Origin of the sequence: Ideonella margarita (assembly GCF_038066635.1) — a bacterium.
Classification (GTDB): Bacteria; Pseudomonadota; Gammaproteobacteria; order Burkholderiales; family Burkholderiaceae_C; genus Ideonella; species Ideonella margarita.
Genome location: NZ_JBBUTI010000002.1, coordinates 38517 through 54178, shown reverse-complemented (window position 1 = coordinate 54178; position 15662 = coordinate 38517). Strand labels below are relative to the sequence as shown.

The window sequence follows — 15662 nt, the reverse complement described above, 5'->3', positions numbered from 1 at the left end:
ACTGTGGCGTCCTGAAATTGAACTGAGGAGTTCATCTTAGCCCGGAAGCCTTATCCGGGTTGCGAGTGGGCTGCGGCGCCCTGGGGCAGGGCGCGCACCAGCTCTTCCAGCAGGCGCCGGGCCTGGCGCATCAAGGGTGTGGGGCGTTTGTGGGCGGCCACGGCCACGCACAGCACGCTGATCAGGCTGGGCTCCACCAGGGTGCGTACCGCCAGCTCGTCTGCCCGGCCCGAAGCCCGCACCGCGCTGGCCGTGAGCACGCCGCGGCCATAGCCCGCGCACACCAGGTCAATGATGGCGGCGATGCTGGAAACTTCCCAGGCGATGTCGAGCTGCAAGCCGGCCAGCGTGGCCTGGGCGTCCAGCAGGCGCCGGATGACGTGCTGGCGCTCCGGCAGCACCAGCGGGTATTGCTTCAGCTCACGCACCGGCACGGGCGTGCGCGGCCCGTTGGCTTGCCGCTCCACCAGGCACAGCCGCTCGTCGAGCAGCGGCGCGATGTCCAGTGCGGGCTGGGCGTCCGGGTTGTAGAGCAGGCCGATGTCGACCCGCCCGGAGGCGATCCATTCGGCGATGTGGGCCGACATGCCTTCCACGATCGCCAGCCGCGCCTTGGGCAGCTGGCGCTGGAAGGCGTCGATCAGCGGCAAGGTCAGCTGCCGGCCCATGCTGGGCGGCAGACCGATGGTGATCTGGCCGACCGGCTCGTCGCGGCTGGTGCCCATGTCTTCACGGGCCTGCGCCACCTGCTGCAGGATGCCCACGCTGTGCTCGAACAAGCGCCGGCCCGCTTCGGTCAAGGTCACCCCGCGGCCGTTGCGGCTGAGCAGGGTTTCATGCAGGTCTGTCTCCAGCGCGCGCACCTGGCGGCTCAACGCCGGCTGGGCAATGTCGAGCGCTTCAGCCGCCTTGCTGAAGCTGCCGAGCTCGGCCACGCTGACAAAGTATTCCAGCTGCTTGAGGTTCATGGTGGCGGCATCATAGGTCGCTCACCAGGGCAGCTCGGCGCCGTCCCACGACCAGAACCGGCCGGTGGCTTCGGGCGTGAACCCGTCGATCACCGCCAGCAGGTTGGCGGCGCATTCTTCTGGCGTGTGCAGCTTCAGGCCTTGCTTGCCGAAGGGCTGCGACAGGCCGGTATCGACCGTGCCCGGGTGCAGCGCCACACACACCGCCTGCGGTGCGCGGCGCTGCAATTCAACGGATGCGGTGCGCACCAGCTGGTTGAGCGCCGCCTTGGCTGCGCGGTAGCTGTACCAGCCGCCCAGCCGGTTGTCGCCGATGCTGCCGACCTTGGCGCTCAGCGTGGCGAAGCAGGCGGCGCCCTGGCGCGGCATCAGCGGCAGGAAGTGCTTCATCAACAGGGCCGGGCCGATGGCGTTGATGGCAAAGGCATGCGCCATGTGGGCCGGGTCAATCTGCCGCATGGTCTTTTCAGGCTCGAAGCCCTGGCCGTGCAGAAACCCGGTGGCGTCGATCACCAGGCGCAGCGGCAGGCCGGTGCCCGCGACCTGGGCTGCGCACTGCGCGATGCTGGCTTCGTCGAGCAGGTTGAGCGCTGGCTCAGTGTGGCGGCCAAAACCCAGCACCTGGCTGAACTGATCGGGGCGGGCCTGCAGTGCAGCCATCAAGGCGGCGCCGATGCCGCCCTGCGCGCCGATCACCACGGCGCAGCCGCCGCCTCGTTGATTGCCGTCGTGTGTCATCGCACCAGTGTCGCACCGCGGCATTGACATGAATTGCGAGGGGTTGACCGCTTTGTTCCGGGCTTCGGCCTGACAGCGTCACCCCAAAAATCGGCGGGATGTGTCATGTTCAGTTCGAACTGCGATACGCCAAGAACCATGGAGCGTTACGTCCGATGCGCGCACTCAAACTCAATGCATGGCTGGCCCTGGCCTGTGGCGGCCTCGTGGCCGTTTCCAGTGCGCTGGCGCAGACGTCGGCGGTCGATGATCGTCACGGCAAGCTGCTGTTGACGGGTGGCGTGGCGTCGGTCGACGGCGCAGCCGGCGGCGGCCTCACCCCGTGGGCCTTGACCGGCACCTACGCCGGCCCGGGTGAATGGGGCGCCAGCGGCCATTACAGCCGCCTGGCCACGGGCGACTACACCTTGCAGGCCGCCGGTGTGGCCGCCAGCTGGAGCGACCGCGTCGAGCTCTCGCTCGCCCGTCAGGACTTTGATACCGGCGCCACCGGCACGGCGCTGGGCTTGCCCGGCCTGCACCTCAAGCTCGATGTGCTGGGCGTGAAGGTGCGTGTGGCGGGTGAGGCCGTGCTCGACAGCGACAACCTGATGCCCCAGGTGGCCGTGGGTGTGCAGCACAAGCAACTGCACGCCGGTGGCCTGGCGCTGACCCTGGATGCGCTCGGCGCCGACCGCAGCGACACCGAGGTGTACGTCAGCGCCACCAAGCTGCTGCTCGGGCAGGGCCTGCTGCTGAACGCCACGCTGCGAGCGACCCGCGCCAACCAGAACGGCCTGCTCGGCTTTGGCGGCACCGGCCACCGGTCTTACTCGCTGCAACCCGAGATTTCAGTGGCCTGGCTGCTGCAGAAGAACGTGGCCGTGGGCCTGGAATACCGCTTCAACCCGGACAACCTGAACCCGTCCTTGCTGGGTGGTGGCCTGAAGGCCGACGACTGGAAGGATGTCTTCGTGGCCTGGGCACCGAGCAAGCAGATGTCGTTCACGGCGGCCTGGGTCGACCTGGGGCGCGTCGTGGCTGCCGTGACCCCCCGCCGTCAGCGCGGCCTGTACCTCTCGGCACAGCTCACCCCCTGATCCATCTGCCGTTGCTCATTGCGGCCCGGTTTTGCGGAGTCACCCCATGAATCTGTCTGTTGTTGCCCTGAACTTCCGACCAAGTCGTTCGACGCTGGCATCTGGCCTGCGCCGGGGCCTGCCCGTCCGTGTGTTGAGCTGGCTGCTGTGCGCCGGCCTGCTGGCGCTGATGGCCTGGCCCTCGGCGCGTGCCCAGGAGGTCAAACTGCCTGATCTGACCGACACCTATGTGCCGGCCCGTCCGGCCAACGACAGCCTGTACCGGGCACTGGGCGGTGAGCAGGGGCTGAACACTCTCGTGGACAGATTCATGAAGGGCTTGCTGGCGGACCAGCGCATGAACCCCTTTTTCGCCAAGATTGACCACGCGGAGACGCGCAAGCAGCTCGCCTTGCAGTTCTGCCAGGTCAGCGGCGGGCCGTGTGAGCGCAAGGCCAACAACCGGAAGATTCACAGCTCGATGGACATCAGCCGTACCGACTTCAACGTGCTGGTGCAGGTGCTGCAGCAGGCGATGGACGATCAGGCGATTCCGTTTGCCGTGCAGAACCGCCTGCTGGCCCAGCTGGCGCCGATGCACCGCGACATCATCAACGTGGAATAAGCGCCCCCCTAGAAACCGCGCCAGCAGGGCAGCTTGCAGTGCGTGGCGATGCGCCCTAGCATGGCCACCCACTCTGCAAGGACACAGCCATGGCCGGTGCTTCCCACTTTGTCTGGTACGAACTGATGACCACCGACGCGCCTGCAGCGCGGGCGTTCTACAGCGCCGTGGTGGGCTGGACGCCGGTGGATGCCGGCATGCCCGGCGTGGACTACACCTTGCTGCAAGCCGCAGACACCGCGGTGGCAGGCCTGTTTGCCTTGCCGGCCGAGGCATGTGCAGCAGGCGCCCGCCCGGGTTGGGTGGGTTACGTGGCCGTGGCCGATGTGGACGCCGCCGCGGAGCGCCTGGCGGCGGGCGGCGGGCAGGTGATGCGCGCACCCGAAGACATTCCTGGCGTTGGCCGTTTTGCCGTGGTGGCCGACGCGCAAGGCGCGGCGTTTGATCTCTTCTGCCCGCTGGTTGACGAAGCGCCGGCTGACAGCACCGCTCCCGGCCATGTCGGCTGGCATGAGCTCAGCACCGATGACCATGCCGCAGCCATGCAGTGGTATGCGACGCAGTTTGGCTGGCAGGCGCTGGACCTGCTGGACATGGGTTCGGCCGGCTCGTACCAGATGTTCGCCACGGGCACGGGCGAAGCGGTCGGCGGCATGATGACGCGTCTGCCGGAAACCCCGGGCGGGCCGGCCTGGCTGTATTACTTCAACGTGGCCGACGTGGATGCCGCGATGTGCACCATCGGTGCCCAGGGCGGGCAGGTGCAGTTCGGCCCGGAGCAGGTGCCGGGCGGCCTCTGGATCGTGCAGGGCCTGGACCCGCAAGGCGGGGTCTTCGCGCTGGTCGGGCCGCGTGCTGCGGCCTGAACCCAGCGCGGAAGATCAGCGCGGCGAGTAGATCGGCGCCGGGGCTTGCGGCGCTGCCGGTGCGCCGCCGTACGGTGCGCGGGTCACGCGCACCTTGTTGCCGGTGGTGACGATGATGACGGCGTCGCCCGGGTTCAGCACTTCGCTGCCCTTGGCCTGGACGATGGCGCGGCGGTCGCCGTTCTTCAGCTGCACCAGCACTTCAATGGCTTCTTCGCGGGTGGCGTTGCGCTCGATGGCGTTGCCGATGACGGCACCGGCCACGGCACCCAGCACGCCCACCGCCACCGATTCACGGTGACCACCCACCGACGCGCCGGCCACGGCGCCCACGACGCCACCGGTCACGCCGCCGATGCCGCTCTGGCTGCCGTCCACCGTGACGGGGCGAACCGTCAGCACGGTGCCGTCCTGAACGGTGGACATGCGCTGCGCATCACCGCGCTGGACTACGTCCGGGCTGGTCGTGGAGCAGGCTGCCAGGCTGGCGATGATGGCGAGAGAGAGTGCGAGACGCTTCATGGGGTTATCCGTTCTGTATAGATCTGGTCAACGGGCTGTCAGGCAGTCCGGTTGACGTACCAGTTCATTTTGGATGCGTTGCTGCCCGACAAGTTCAGCCGGGTGCGCAAAGATGCGTGAACGTGGGGGTCAGTCGTGCAGGCGGCTGGAGCGCGGCACGCTGGCGAGCAGGAATTCCATCTGGTCGACCAGGATGCGCCGCCCGCGCAGGATCATGTCCTCGTGCAGGCTGGGCACGTAGGGCAGGTACATCAGCGTCATGCGCGCTTCTTCGGGCAGGCGGCTGCCCTTGTGGCCGTTGCAGCCGCGGCAGGCCGTGATGCAGTTCATCCAGCTGTCGGCGCCCCCGCGTGACACCGGAATGATGTGCTCCCGGGTCAGGTCATCGCTGGCGAATCGGTGGCCGCAGTAGGCGCACACATGCCGGTCGCGCGAGAAGAGCTTGGGGTTGGTGATGGCCGGCGTGGTGCGCCAGGCCCGGCTGGGCATGCTGCCCCGCACCGCGATGATCGAGTGCACCTCGATGCGTGAAACCAGGCCGGTGGACCGCTGGATGCCGCCCCGCAGGGTGGCGCAGGTGTCGCCCAGTGTCCAGGCAATGGCGTCGCTGGCGTAAAGGGTGGCGGCTTCCTTGACCGTCATCCACGCCTGGGGGCGACCTGAAATGTCCAGCTGCAGCACATCCATGTTGCGGCGACTCCTTCAGCTCGGAGCATAGCGCGCTTGAGTGACAGTCCGGCGAACTCCTTGGGCCGGCTGCACCACCAGAATTCAAGGGAAAACCCTCGGTAAATCAAGTGTGCACCGCACCATTAGGACAGCAACCCTAGAAATAGTCGGGGTGATCTGCCGCATACCGCGCTGAATTCTGCAAAATAGCACGACCGTTCGTTTCATAACGAACCCCAGTTGACCGAAAACACGTCGTGCCGACCAAACCAGCCACCCGCCGTCCCAGCGCCCGCACCCTGCAGAAGGGGCAGCAGACCCGCGCCGCCATCATCGAGGCTGCGCTCGGGTTGGCCTCGCACATGGGCCTGGAGGGCTTGTCCATCGGCACGCTCGCCGAAGTCACCGACATGAGCAAGTCGGGCGTGTTCGCCCACTTCGGCTCCCGCGAGGAGCTGCAGATCTCGGTGATCCGCGAGTATCACAACAAGTTCGAGGAAGAGGTGTTCTTCCCGGCCATTCGTCAGCCCCGCGGCCTGCCGCGCCTGCAGGCGATGTTCGAGAACTGGGTGAAGCGCGTGTCGGTGGAAATCGACTCCGGCTGCATCTACATCAGCGGCGCCGTTGAATTTGATGACCGCCCCGGCCCCGTGCGCGATGCGCTGGCCGGCATGGTCAAGGCCTGGCACGCCGCCATGGAGCGCGCCATCCGCCTGGGTATTGATGTGGGTCACTTGCGTGATGACACCGACCCGGCCCAAATGTTGTTCGAGGTGCATGGCCTGATCCTGGCGCTGCACCACGACGCCCGATTCCTGCGCAACCCCGGGGCCGTTGAACGCGCCCGTGCCGGTTTTGCGCGCACCGTGTCGTATTACGCTGCCCCCAAGGTGGTGGCGTTTCCCTCGCCAGCGCACGTGCGCTGAACTTGTCTTTCGTTCCCGTTTCCTCTTCTCAGGAGTCCACCATGGCCAAGTACACCCCGCCGCTGCGCGACATGCAATTCGTGCTGCACGAGCTGTTCGATGTGACCAGCACCTTCAAGGAGATCCCGGCCTACGCCGAGATGGATGCCGACACCATCAATGCGGTGCTGGAAGAGGGCGGCAAGTTCGCCTCCGAAGTGCTGTTCCCGATCAACAGCAGCGGCGACAAGCAAGGCTGCACGCTGGACAAGGTCACCCACGAGGTGAAGGCGCCGGACGGCTTCAAGGAAGCCTATGCCCAGTACGTCGAAGGCGGCTGGCCTGCGCTGAGCTGCGACCCGGCCTACGGCGGCCAGGGCCTGCCGCACACGCTGAACCAGTGCTTCTATGAAATGCTGAACAGCGCCAACCAGGCCTGGACGATGTACCCGGGCCTGTCGCACGGCGCCTATGAAGCCCTGCATGCGCACGGCACCGACGAGCAGAAGGCCACCTACCTGCCCAAGCTGACCAGCGGCGAGTGGACCGGCACGATGTGCCTGACCGAGCCGCATTGCGGCACCGACCTGGGCCTGCTGCGCACCAAGGCTGAACCGCAAGCCGACGGCACCTACAAGATCACCGGTCAGAAGATCTTCATCTCGGCTGGCGAACACGACCTGGCCGCCAACATCGTCCACCTGGTGCTGGCTCGTCTGCCGGACGCACCGGCCGGCTCCAAGGGCATCTCGCTGTTCATCGTGCCGAAGTTCCTGGTGAACGCCGACGGCTCGCTGGGTGCCCGCAACGGCATCCATTGCGGCGCGCTGGAACACAAGATGGGCATCCACGGCAACGCCACCGCCCAGATGGTGCTGGAAGACGCCGTTGGCACCCTGGTGGGCCAGCCGAACAAGGGCCTGGCGGCCATGTTCGTGATGATGAACGCCGCCCGTCTGGGCGTCGGCAACCAGTCGCTCGGCCTGACCGAAGTGGCCTACCAGAACGCCGTGGCCTACGCCAAGGACCGCATCCAGATGCGTGCCCTGTCTGGCCCGAAGGCCCTGGACAAGCCGGCTGATCCGATCATCGTGCACCCGGACGTGCGCAAGATGCTGCTGACCGCCCGCGCATTCGCTGAAGGTGGCCGTGCACTCGCCATCTACACCGTGATCGGCCTGGACAAGGAACTGAACCACCCCGACGAGGAAGTGCGTGCCGAAGCCGCTGACGAAGTCGCCCTGCTGACCCCGATCATCAAGGCCTTCATCACCGACAACGGCTGGCTTGCCACGTCGCACTGCATGCAGGTGTTCGGCGGCCACGGCTACATCCACGAGTGGGGCATGGAGCAGTATGTGCGTGACGCGCGCATCAACATGATCTATGAAGGCACCAACACCATCCAGTCGCTGGACCTGCTGGGCCGCAAGGTGCTGGGCGACAACGGCAAGAAGCTGAAGAAGTTCGGCAAGAAGGTCGCCGAGTTCGTGGAAGAAGAAGGCGTCCGCGAAGACATGCAGGAATTCATCAACCCGCTGGCGGACCTGGGCGAGAAGGTCACCAAGCTGACGATGGAAATCGGCATGAAGGCCATGGGCAACCCCGACGAAGTCGGCGCTGCTGCCGTCGATTACCTGCGCGTGGTCGGCCACCTGACCTTCGCCTACCTGTTCGCCCGCCAGGCCAAGATTGCCCTGGACAAGCAGAACAGTGGTGATCCGTTCTACACCGCCAAGCTGCACACCATCCGCTTCTACTTCGCCAAGCTGCTGCCTGAAACCGCAACGCTGATCCGCAATGCACGCTCGGGCCTGCAGCCGCTGATGGCGATGGACGAAGCACTGTTCTGACACATTCGCGTTTCAGACTCTCGTCACCCAACGGGGCTCGGCTGGCACAGACCAGCCACCCCGCACCCAGTTCGGCCTTTTTTCAGTACGGAGACACCATGAAAACTGCCTTGATTGCCCTCAGCCTCGTTGCCGCCTGCGGCACCGCCCTGGCCCAGTCCACCCCGGCTGGCCTGTGGAAGACCATCGACGACGAGACCAAGCAGGAGAAGTCGCTGGTCCGCATCACCGAAGCCGGTGGCGTTTACAGCGGCAAGATCGAGAAGCTGTCGGATCCGACGAAGGCCAACGCGGTGTGCGAGAAGTGCACCGATGAGCGCAAGGACAAGCCGGTGGTCGGCATGGTCATCCTGCGCAACATCCGTGAAGACAAGGACGACAAGGGTGTCTTCGAGGGTGGCGACATCCTCGACCCCAACAACGGCAAGGTCTACAAGGCCAAGCTGAAGCCGATCGATGGCGGCAAGAAGTTGGAAATGCGTGGCTACATCGGTGCTCCGATGTTCGGCCGCACCCAGACATGGATTCGTGTCGAGTAAGACACACAAGGAGAAGCAATGAGTCGATTCCAGGTTCGCAAGGTCGCCGTTCTGGGCGCCGGCGTGATGGGGGCGCAGATCGCCGCCCATCTGGTCAACGTCAATGTGCCGGTCGTGCTGTTTGACCTGCCGGCCAAGGAAGGCCCTAAGAGCGGCATCGCGCTGAAGGCGATTGACAACCTCAAGAAGCTCAAGCCGGCCCCCCTGGGCACGCCGGACCTGGCTTCGCGCATCCAGCCGGCCAACTACGAGGAACACCTCGAGTTGCTGAAGGGCTGCGACCTGATCATCGAAGCCATCGCCGAGCGCATGGACTGGAAGCTCGATCTCTACAACAAGATCGCGCCCTTCATTGCTCCTCACGCCATCGTGGCGTCCAACACCTCGGGTCTGAGCATCACCAAGCTCAGCGAGGCGCTGCCTGAAGAAATCAAGCCGCGCTTCTGCGGCATCCACTTCTTCAACCCGCCGCGCTACATGTACCTGGTGGAGCTGATCCCCACCCCGACGACCGAAGCGGCATACCTCGACCAGCTCGAAGGCTTTGTCACCAGCACGGTCGGCAAGGGCGTCGTGCGCGCCAAGGACACCCCGAACTTCATCGCCAACCGCGTCGGCATCGCCGGCATGCTGGCCACCATCCATGAAGCCGAGAAGTTCGGCCTGTCGTACGACGTGGTCGACGACCTGACCGGCAAGAAGTTCGGCCGCGCAAGCTCAGGCACCTTCCGCACCGCCGACGTGGTGGGCCTGGACACGATGGCCCACGTCATCAAGACGCTGCAGGACAACCTGGCCACCGACCCGTTCTTCCCCAGCTACGCCACGCCGAAGGTGCTGGCCGCGCTGATCGAGAAGGGCGCGCTGGGCCAGAAGACCGGCGCGGGCTTCTACAAGAAGGAAGGCAAGAACATCCTTCGCCTGGACCCGGCCACCGCCAGCTATGTGGCCGGTGGCGGCAAGGCTGACGCACTGGTTGACCGCATCCTGAAGAAGCCGGCGGCTGAGCGCATCAAGCTGCTGCGCGAATCCACCAACCCGCAAGCCCAGTTCCTGTGGGCCATCCTGCGCGACGCGTTCCATTACGTGGCCGTGCACCTGGCTGACATCGCCGACTCCGCCCGCGAAATCGACTTCGCGATGCGCTGGGGCTTCGGCAGCAAGCAGGGTCCGTTCGAGCTGTGGCAGGAAGCTGGCTGGCAGCAAGTCGCCACCTGGATCAAGGAAGACATCGACGCCGGCAAGGCCCTGTGCAATGCACCGCTGCCGGCCTGGGTGTTTGACGGACGTGACGGCGTGCACACGCCGGAAGGTTCGTGGTCGGCTGCGCAGGGCAAGTACCTGCCGCGCTCCAGCCTGCCGGTCTACCAGCGTCAGCACTTCCCCGAGAGCGTGCTGGGCAGTGGCGCCGTGAACCCGCTGACCAGCGGCACCGAGCTGTTCAAGAACGACGAAGTGCGCGTCTGGACGCTGGACGGCGAAGTCGTGATCGCCTCGATCACCGCCAAGCTGCACCTGATCAGCCCGACCGTCACCGAAGGTCTGCTGAAGGCCGTCGAGCTGGCCGAAGCCGGCTACAAGGGCCTGGTGGTGTGGTCGCCGGATGACGTGTTCTCCGCAGGCGCCAACCTCGAAGCCCTGATGCCTGTCTTCATGAAGTCGGGTGCCAAGGGCATCGCGCCGGAAGAGAAGAAGCTGCAGGACATGATGCTGCGCGTGCGCTACGCCACCGTGCCGACGATCGCCGCCATGCGCGGCATCGCACTCGGCGGTGGTTGCGAGCTGGCCGTGCATTGCAGCCAGCGCGTCGCCGCGATGGAAACCTACGTCGGCCTGGTCGAAGTGGGTGTCGGCCTGGTGCCGGGCGGTGGTGGTCTGACCTACATCGCACGCCGTGCGGCCGAGAAGGGTGCTGCCACCCCGACGGTCGACCTGCTGAACTTCGCCAAGGACGGTTTCCAGGCTGCGGCCATGGCCACCGTGGGCACCAGCGCGCTGGAATCGCGCAAGCTGGGCTACCTGCTCGACAGCGACGTGATCGTGCCGAACAAGGACGAGCTGCTGTTCGTCGCCATCAACCAGGCCAAGGCGATGTTCAACGCCGGCTACCGCGCACCAGCCAAGACGCTGTTCCCGGTGGCAGGTCGCAGCGCACTGGCCACCATCAAGGCCAGCCTGGTGGGCATGCGTGACGGCGGCTTCATCAGCGCCCACGACTTCCACATCGCCAGCCTGATCGCTGACGTGGTGTGCGGTGGTGACGTGGATGCCGGCACGCTGGTTTCCGAGGAGTACCTGATGGCGCTGGAGCGCAAGCACTTCTGCGGCCTGCTGGAGCACCCGAAGACGCAGGAACGCATCATGGGCATGCTGCAAACCGGCAAGCCGGTGCGGAACTGACCCCATCCTCTGCGGCTGCGTCCGCCTGGTAAATGCAAGGTCCACGCCCTGAATGAGGGCGGTGGACAAGGAGATTCAGATGAGCAAGCAAGTGCAAGAGGCCTACATCGTTGCGGCCAGTCGTACCCCGATCGGCAAGTCCGGTCGCGGCTTCTTCCGCAACACCCGTTCCGACGACCTGCTGGTCCGCGCCATTCAAAGCGCCCTGGCCCAGGTGCCGACGCTGGATCCGGGCGCCATTGAAGACGCCGTGATCGGCTGCTCGTTCCCCGAAGGTGAGCAGGGCATGAACATGGCCCGCATCGCGGTGGCCCTGGCTGGCCTGCCGCACACCGTCGGTGGCGTCACCGTCAACCGTTTCTGCGCCTCCGGCCTGACGGCCATCCAGATGGCCGCCGACCGCATCCGCATCGGCGAAGCCGACGTGATGATCGCCGGTGGTGCCGAATCGATGAGCCTGGTGCCGATGGGCGGCAACAAGCCGTCGTTCAACCCGGAAGTGTTCAGCAGCAACGAGAACATCGGCATTGCCTATGGCATGGGCCTGACGGCCGAGCGCGTGGCTGAGCAGTGGAAGGTCAGCCGCGAAGACCAGGACGCCTTCGCGCTGGCTTCGCACCAGAAGGCCATCAAGGCGCAGCAGGCTGGCGAGTTCGCCAACGAAATCTGCCCGGTCGACGTGGTTGAGCGTTTCCCGAACCTGGAAACGGGTGAAGTGTCGACGCGCATCCGCACCGTCTCGCTGGACGAAGGCGCACGCCCTGACACCTCGCTCGAAGGCCTGGCCAAGCTGCGTCCCGTGTTCGCCGCCAAGGGCAGCGTCACGGCTGGCAACAGCTCGCAGACCAGCGACGGCGCCGGCGCGCTGATCCTGGCTTCGGAAAAGGCCGTGAAGCAGTTCGGTCTGACCCCGCTGGCCAAGTTCCGCAGCTTCGCTGCTCGCGGCGTGCGCCCGGAAATCATGGGCATCGGCCCGATCGAAGCCATTCCGGCCGCGCTGAAGTACGCTGGCCTGAAGCATGAAGACATGGGCTGGATCGAGCTGAACGAAGCATTCGCCGCACAGGCACTCGCCGTGATCCGCACCCTGGGCCTGAACCCCGACGTGCTGAACCCGATGGGTGGCGCGATTGCCCTGGGCCACCCGCTGGGTGCCACCGGTGCCATCCGCGCAGCCACCGTGGTGCACGCCCTGCGCCGCCACCAGCTGAAGTACGGCATGGTGACGATGTGCATCGGCACCGGCCAAGGCGCCGCCGGCATCTTCGAGGCCGTCTGACCACTGACTCGTTGTCATTGAAAATGGCCGATCCACACCGCTGATCCGGTGCCGGGTCGACACCCTGAGCCGACCGTGGTGATCCCGTGGTCGGCTCTTCCTGTATCTGGCCCCCAGCATTCCTCACCCGGAGACATCCATGAGCATCAAGACCGCCACCCTGAACGGCGTGGCCACCATCGAAATCGCGCGCCCTGAAAAGAAGAACGCGCTGACCCAGGTGATGTACCAGGCGATGGCCGACGCCATCGTGGCTGCCGACGCCGACCCGGCCGTGCGCGCGGTGCTGATCACCGGCCAGCCGGGCATCTTCACCTCGGGCAATGACCTGGAAGACTTCATGCAGCGCCCGCCGCAGGGCATGGATTCGCCGGTGTTCCGCTTCATGGCCGCGCTGGAAGCCTGCGAGAAGCCGGTGGTGGCCGCCGTGACCGGCGCCGCCGTGGGCATTGGCACGACGCTGCTGCTGCATTGCGACCTGGTTTATGTGTCGGACGAAGCCCGCCTGGCCATGCCGTTTGTCAGCCTGGGCCTGGTGCCCGAGTACGCGTCGAGCCTGCTGGTGCCGCAGCGCATGGGCCACCTGAAGGCCGCCGAGAAGCTGCTGCTGGGTGACCCGTTCACCGGTGAGCAGGCGGTGGAAGCCGGCCTGGCCAACGCCGTGCTGCCGGGCACCGAAGTGCTGAACCACGCCCGCCGCATGGCCGAGCGCTTCAACGGCCTGCCGCCCAGCGCCGTGCGTGAAAGCAAGAAGCTGATGAAGGCGGGCCAGCGTGAGCTGGTGCGAGCCACCATCGCCACCGAAGGCGAGATCTTCGGCCAGCGCCTGCGCAGCCCCGAAGCCATGGAAGCCTTCCAGGCCTTCTTCCAGAAGCGCAAGCCCGACTTCTCGAAGTTCTCCTGATGCTCGGGGCGCTGGCCAAGCTGGCGCTGGCGCCCGTGCTGCTGGTGCAGGGCCGGCAGGTGCGGCGTGATGCGCTGCGCCTGCCTGAAGCCGCCGGGCCGCGCGCTGGCGTGGCTGGTGAGGGCACCCCCGTGTTGCGCCTGCTGGTGGTGGGCGATTCTTCCGGCGCGGGTGTGGGCGTGGCCACGCAGACAGAAGCGCTGGCTGAGCCGCTGGCACGTGCGTGTGCCGCGCGCCTTGGCGCGGCCGTGAGCTGGCAATTGCTGGCCACCAGCGGCCACACGGCTGCCGATGCGCTGGCGGCCTTCAACGGCGCTGCGAGCAGTGGCGAGCTGGCGCCAGCCGATGTGCTGGTGCTGGCGCTGGGCGTGAACGACGCGGTGGGCCAGACCCGCCCCCGCACCTGGCTGCGCACCTTGGATGAGCTGCATGCCCAAGCCGTGGCCCGCTGCGGTGTGGGCCTGACGCTGCACAGCGGCCTGCCGCCGGTGGGCCGATTCCCCTTGCTGCCCACCCCGCTGCGCCAGGTGCTGGGCCGCGATGCGCGCGCGCTGGATGCCGCGTTGCGGGCGCATGTGGCGGGCTCAGCGCATCGACACCATGTGCCGTTGCCGGAGCTGCCGATGCTTCCTGTGTCTGGCCACCATGCCGGCCCCATAACAGGCTCAGCCGATGAGGCCGAGCCCGGCTGGATTGCCGCAGACGGTTTCCACCCCGGCCTGCTGGGCTACCGGGCCTGGGTGGCTGCGTTGGATGCGCAGCTCGCGGCCTTGATGCCGCCCGGTCAGCCTCAGCCCTGAGCCCCCGTGCCGCACTGCATGCAGTAGCGGAAGAACACGTTCTTGCGCGTGTTGCAGTGGCCGCAGTGGTCAAACAGCTTCAGGCCGCAATGCACGCAGAAGTCGGGCTTGACCTCGCCGGTGCTCATCAGCGCGCGTTCGCAGCCGGGGCACACGTTGGCGGCCATCTTCTTCAGCGCTTCCTCGGTCGTCAGTGACTGGCGGCGCTGGGTTTCGGTCTGCTGCTCTACTTCGGCGCGCTTGGCCAGGTAGCGGCGCATCGCCTTCACCGTCCAGTGCCCGCCCAGGCCGGTGAGTACGATGCCGACCGCATAGCGCACATAGCCGCCGTAGCTGGGCAGGTAGGGCACCAGCTCGAAGAAGAACGCGAAGGCGGCGAACAGCACGAAGCCGCGCATCAGCGGCCAATGGTCGCTGCGGCGGTGCCTGGCAATCAGCCAGCCGGCGATCACCAGCAATGGCAGCGTGAGCGCCAGGCGGAAGCCGAACACGCGCAGCTCCTGGTGGAACTGCGCCTGCTGGTAGGCGGCCTGCGCGCCATCCAGCAGGTCTTGCTGACGGCGCTCATGAGCGCTGTGGGCCTGCTGGGTGTCCAGCATCTGCTGGTTCAACTGCTCCACGCGGGCATTGGCTTTCCGCTCGGCGGCCAGCAGGGCGTCCAGCCCGCGGGTGCGTTGCAGCACCTCCGGGTCTTGCGCCGGATTGCCGGTGGCGTTGCGGCTGGCCAGCCAGTTGCGGTGGGCCTCGGCGGCGCTGCGGTGGTCCTGGCCGGCGGTGGCCAGTGCCAGGCGGGCCTGCTCGATCTGCTCACGCAGCTCGCGTTCGCGCTCCGTCAGGTCGATGAGCTGCTGGCGCTCGGCAGCCACTGCGCCTTCGGGTGCGAACTGCTCCACCGTCAGCCGGTCTTCCACCTTGGGCAAATCACCGATGAGCTTGCCGCCCAGGCCGATCAGGAAGCCGGCGAACAGGAACGAGACGATCCACATCACCAGCGCGAAGACGCGCTCGGGCACCCGCAAGCTCTTGAACATGATCAGCCTTGGGTGGGGGTGGCAGCGGCAGGGGTGGCCGGGTTCTTCGGAATCGGACGCGGCTTGCCGTCGCGGTCGATGGCTACATAGGTAAGGCTGGCCTCGGTCACCTTCACCACATGCAGGTCGGCCGGGTTGCGCTCGGCATACACCTCCACCTTCACGGTGACGGACGTGTTGCCCACGCGGGTGACGGTGGCATAGAAGCTCAGCAGGTCACCCACCGAGACGGGCTGCTTGAAGATGAACTCGTTGACGGCCACGGTGGTGATGCGGCCGCGGGCCACGCGCGCCGGCAGCACGGCACCGGCCAGGTCGACCTGGGCCATGATCCAGCCGCCGAAGATGTCGCCATTGCCGTTGGCATCGGCCGGCATCGGCATGACGCGCATCACGAGCTCTTTGTCGGTCGGCAGGCTGCGGCGCAGCGTGTCGGGCACACTGGCGGCATTGGCTGAGAGGGAATCGCTCATGGTGGGTTGCCCTGGAGAGGCCCGGAAAATTG

General features: G+C 66.5%; 16 protein-coding genes. 10 read left to right on the top strand and 6 right to left on the bottom strand.

Annotated elements, in window-relative coordinates; translation table 11 throughout:
* Positions 1 to 50: 50 nt before the first annotated feature.
* Entirely contained in the window at positions 51 to 968 is a 918-nt protein-coding gene (locus AACH00_RS03200) for a LysR family transcriptional regulator (RefSeq protein WP_341397516.1), read from the bottom strand.
* 21 nt (positions 969 to 989) lie between these two features.
* The gene (locus AACH00_RS03195; protein WP_341397515.1) at positions 990 to 1706 is read right to left on the bottom strand and encodes an SDR family NAD(P)-dependent oxidoreductase; all 717 of its coding nucleotides are present in this window, start codon (positions 1704 to 1706) and stop codon (positions 990 to 992) included.
* A gap of 155 nt (positions 1707 to 1861) precedes the next feature.
* Between AACH00_RS03195 and AACH00_RS03190 the strand changes: the two genes are divergently transcribed.
* From AACH00_RS03190 to AACH00_RS03180, 3 genes are all read left to right on the top strand, one after another.
* Entirely contained in the window at positions 1862 to 2785 is a 924-nt protein-coding gene (locus AACH00_RS03190) for a DUF3034 family protein (RefSeq protein WP_341397514.1), read from the top strand.
* 46 nt (positions 2786 to 2831) lie between these two features.
* The gene (locus tag AACH00_RS03185; protein ID WP_341397513.1) at positions 2832 to 3389 is read left to right on the top strand and encodes a group I truncated hemoglobin; all 558 of its coding nucleotides are present in this window, start codon (positions 2832 to 2834) and stop codon (positions 3387 to 3389) included.
* Positions 3390 to 3478: 89 nt separating this feature from the next.
* Positions 3479 to 4255 carry a VOC family protein gene (locus AACH00_RS03180; RefSeq protein ID WP_341397512.1) on the top strand — a complete coding sequence of 259 codons (777 nt, stop codon included), beginning with the start codon at positions 3479 to 3481 and terminating at the stop codon, positions 4253 to 4255.
* A 15-nt stretch (positions 4256 to 4270) separates the two neighbouring features.
* Here AACH00_RS03180 and AACH00_RS03175 read toward each other — a convergent pair whose 3' ends face one another.
* Together AACH00_RS03175 and AACH00_RS03170 are read right to left on the bottom strand one after the other, a co-directional pair.
* Positions 4271 to 4777 (bottom strand): outer membrane lipoprotein, encoded by a 507-nt coding sequence (locus tag AACH00_RS03175; protein ID WP_341397511.1) that lies wholly within the window; start codon positions 4775 to 4777, stop codon positions 4271 to 4273.
* Positions 4778 to 4906: 129 nt separating this feature from the next.
* Positions 4907 to 5464, bottom strand: a complete 558-nt coding sequence (locus tag AACH00_RS03170; RefSeq protein WP_341397510.1) for an HNH endonuclease — start codon at positions 5462 to 5464, stop codon at positions 4907 to 4909.
* A 239-nt stretch (positions 5465 to 5703) separates the two neighbouring features.
* Here AACH00_RS03170 and AACH00_RS03165 point away from each other — a divergent pair, with 239 nt between their 5' ends.
* The 7 genes from AACH00_RS03165 (at position 5704) to AACH00_RS03135 (ending at position 14126) form a co-directional block, all read left to right on the top strand.
* Complete coding sequence (locus AACH00_RS03165; RefSeq protein WP_341397509.1) at positions 5704 to 6372, top strand: TetR/AcrR family transcriptional regulator; 669 nt, start codon at positions 5704 to 5706, stop codon at positions 6370 to 6372.
* A 41-nt stretch (positions 6373 to 6413) separates the two neighbouring features.
* On the top strand, positions 6414 to 8204 hold the full coding sequence (locus tag AACH00_RS03160; protein ID WP_341397508.1) for an acyl-CoA dehydrogenase C-terminal domain-containing protein: 1791 nt from the start codon (positions 6414 to 6416) through the stop codon (positions 8202 to 8204).
* Between the two features lie 98 nt (positions 8205 to 8302).
* On the top strand, positions 8303 to 8743 hold the full coding sequence (locus AACH00_RS03155; RefSeq protein WP_341397507.1) for a DUF2147 domain-containing protein: 441 nt from the start codon (positions 8303 to 8305) through the stop codon (positions 8741 to 8743).
* An 18-nt stretch (positions 8744 to 8761) separates the two neighbouring features.
* On the top strand, positions 8762 to 11143 hold the full coding sequence (locus AACH00_RS03150; protein ID WP_341397506.1) for a 3-hydroxyacyl-CoA dehydrogenase/enoyl-CoA hydratase family protein: 2382 nt from the start codon (positions 8762 to 8764) through the stop codon (positions 11141 to 11143).
* Positions 11144 to 11222: 79 nt separating this feature from the next.
* On the top strand, positions 11223 to 12422 hold the full coding sequence (locus tag AACH00_RS03145) for an acetyl-CoA C-acyltransferase (RefSeq protein ID WP_341397505.1): 1200 nt from the start codon (positions 11223 to 11225) through the stop codon (positions 12420 to 12422).
* Positions 12423 to 12561: 139 nt separating this feature from the next.
* Positions 12562 to 13326, top strand: coding sequence for an enoyl-CoA hydratase (locus AACH00_RS03140; protein ID WP_341397504.1), 765 nt, complete (start codon positions 12562 to 12564; stop codon positions 13324 to 13326).
* Positions 13326 to 14126 (top strand): SGNH/GDSL hydrolase family protein, encoded by an 801-nt coding sequence (locus tag AACH00_RS03135; protein WP_341397503.1) that lies wholly within the window; start codon positions 13326 to 13328, stop codon positions 14124 to 14126. Before AACH00_RS03140 ends, AACH00_RS03135 begins: the two co-directional genes overlap by 1 nt.
* On the opposite strand, the gene AACH00_RS03130 is transcribed toward AACH00_RS03135, so the two are convergent.
* Both AACH00_RS03130 and AACH00_RS03125 read right to left on the bottom strand, forming a co-directional pair.
* Positions 14117 to 15157 carry a zinc ribbon domain-containing protein gene (locus AACH00_RS03130; RefSeq protein WP_341397502.1) on the bottom strand — a complete coding sequence of 347 codons (1041 nt, stop codon included), beginning with the start codon at positions 15155 to 15157 and terminating at the stop codon, positions 14117 to 14119. The genes AACH00_RS03135 and AACH00_RS03130 overlap by 10 nt on opposite strands.
* Before the next feature lie 2 nt (positions 15158 to 15159).
* Positions 15160 to 15630: an acyl-CoA thioesterase gene (locus AACH00_RS03125; RefSeq protein ID WP_341397501.1), complete on the bottom strand. Its 471-nt coding sequence runs from the start codon at positions 15628 to 15630 to the stop codon at positions 15160 to 15162.
* Between the last annotated feature and the right edge of the window lie 32 nt (positions 15631 to 15662).

Excerpts from the sequence above, each read along its gene's own strand:
- AACH00_RS03200 (WP_341397516.1), bottom strand. The coding sequence starts at position 968 with ATGAACCTCAAGCAGCTGGAATACTTTGTCAGCGTGGCCGAGCTCGGC.
- AACH00_RS03195 (WP_341397515.1), bottom strand. The coding sequence starts at position 1,706 with ATGACACACGACGGCAATCAACGAGGCGGCGGCTGCGCCGTGGTGATC.
- AACH00_RS03190 (WP_341397514.1), top strand. The coding sequence starts at position 1,862 with ATGCGCGCACTCAAACTCAATGCATGGCTGGCCCTGGCCTGTGGCGGC.
- AACH00_RS03185 (WP_341397513.1), top strand. The coding sequence starts at position 2,832 with ATGAATCTGTCTGTTGTTGCCCTGAACTTCCGACCAAGTCGTTCGACG.
- AACH00_RS03180 (WP_341397512.1), top strand. The coding sequence starts at position 3,479 with ATGGCCGGTGCTTCCCACTTTGTCTGGTACGAACTGATGACCACCGAC.
- AACH00_RS03175 (WP_341397511.1), bottom strand. The coding sequence starts at position 4,777 with ATGAAGCGTCTCGCACTCTCTCTCGCCATCATCGCCAGCCTGGCAGCC.
- AACH00_RS03170 (WP_341397510.1), bottom strand. The coding sequence starts at position 5,464 with ATGGATGTGCTGCAGCTGGACATTTCAGGTCGCCCCCAGGCGTGGATG.
- AACH00_RS03160 (WP_341397508.1), top strand. The coding sequence starts at position 6,414 with ATGGCCAAGTACACCCCGCCGCTGCGCGACATGCAATTCGTGCTGCAC.
- AACH00_RS03155 (WP_341397507.1), top strand. The coding sequence starts at position 8,303 with ATGAAAACTGCCTTGATTGCCCTCAGCCTCGTTGCCGCCTGCGGCACC.
- AACH00_RS03150 (WP_341397506.1), top strand. The coding sequence starts at position 8,762 with ATGAGTCGATTCCAGGTTCGCAAGGTCGCCGTTCTGGGCGCCGGCGTG.
- AACH00_RS03145 (WP_341397505.1), top strand. The coding sequence starts at position 11,223 with ATGAGCAAGCAAGTGCAAGAGGCCTACATCGTTGCGGCCAGTCGTACC.
- AACH00_RS03140 (WP_341397504.1), top strand. The coding sequence starts at position 12,562 with ATGAGCATCAAGACCGCCACCCTGAACGGCGTGGCCACCATCGAAATC.
- AACH00_RS03135 (WP_341397503.1), top strand. The coding sequence starts at position 13,326 with ATGCTCGGGGCGCTGGCCAAGCTGGCGCTGGCGCCCGTGCTGCTGGTG.
- AACH00_RS03130 (WP_341397502.1), bottom strand. The coding sequence starts at position 15,157 with ATGTTCAAGAGCTTGCGGGTGCCCGAGCGCGTCTTCGCGCTGGTGATG.
- AACH00_RS03125 (WP_341397501.1), bottom strand. The coding sequence starts at position 15,630 with ATGAGCGATTCCCTCTCAGCCAATGCCGCCAGTGTGCCCGACACGCTG.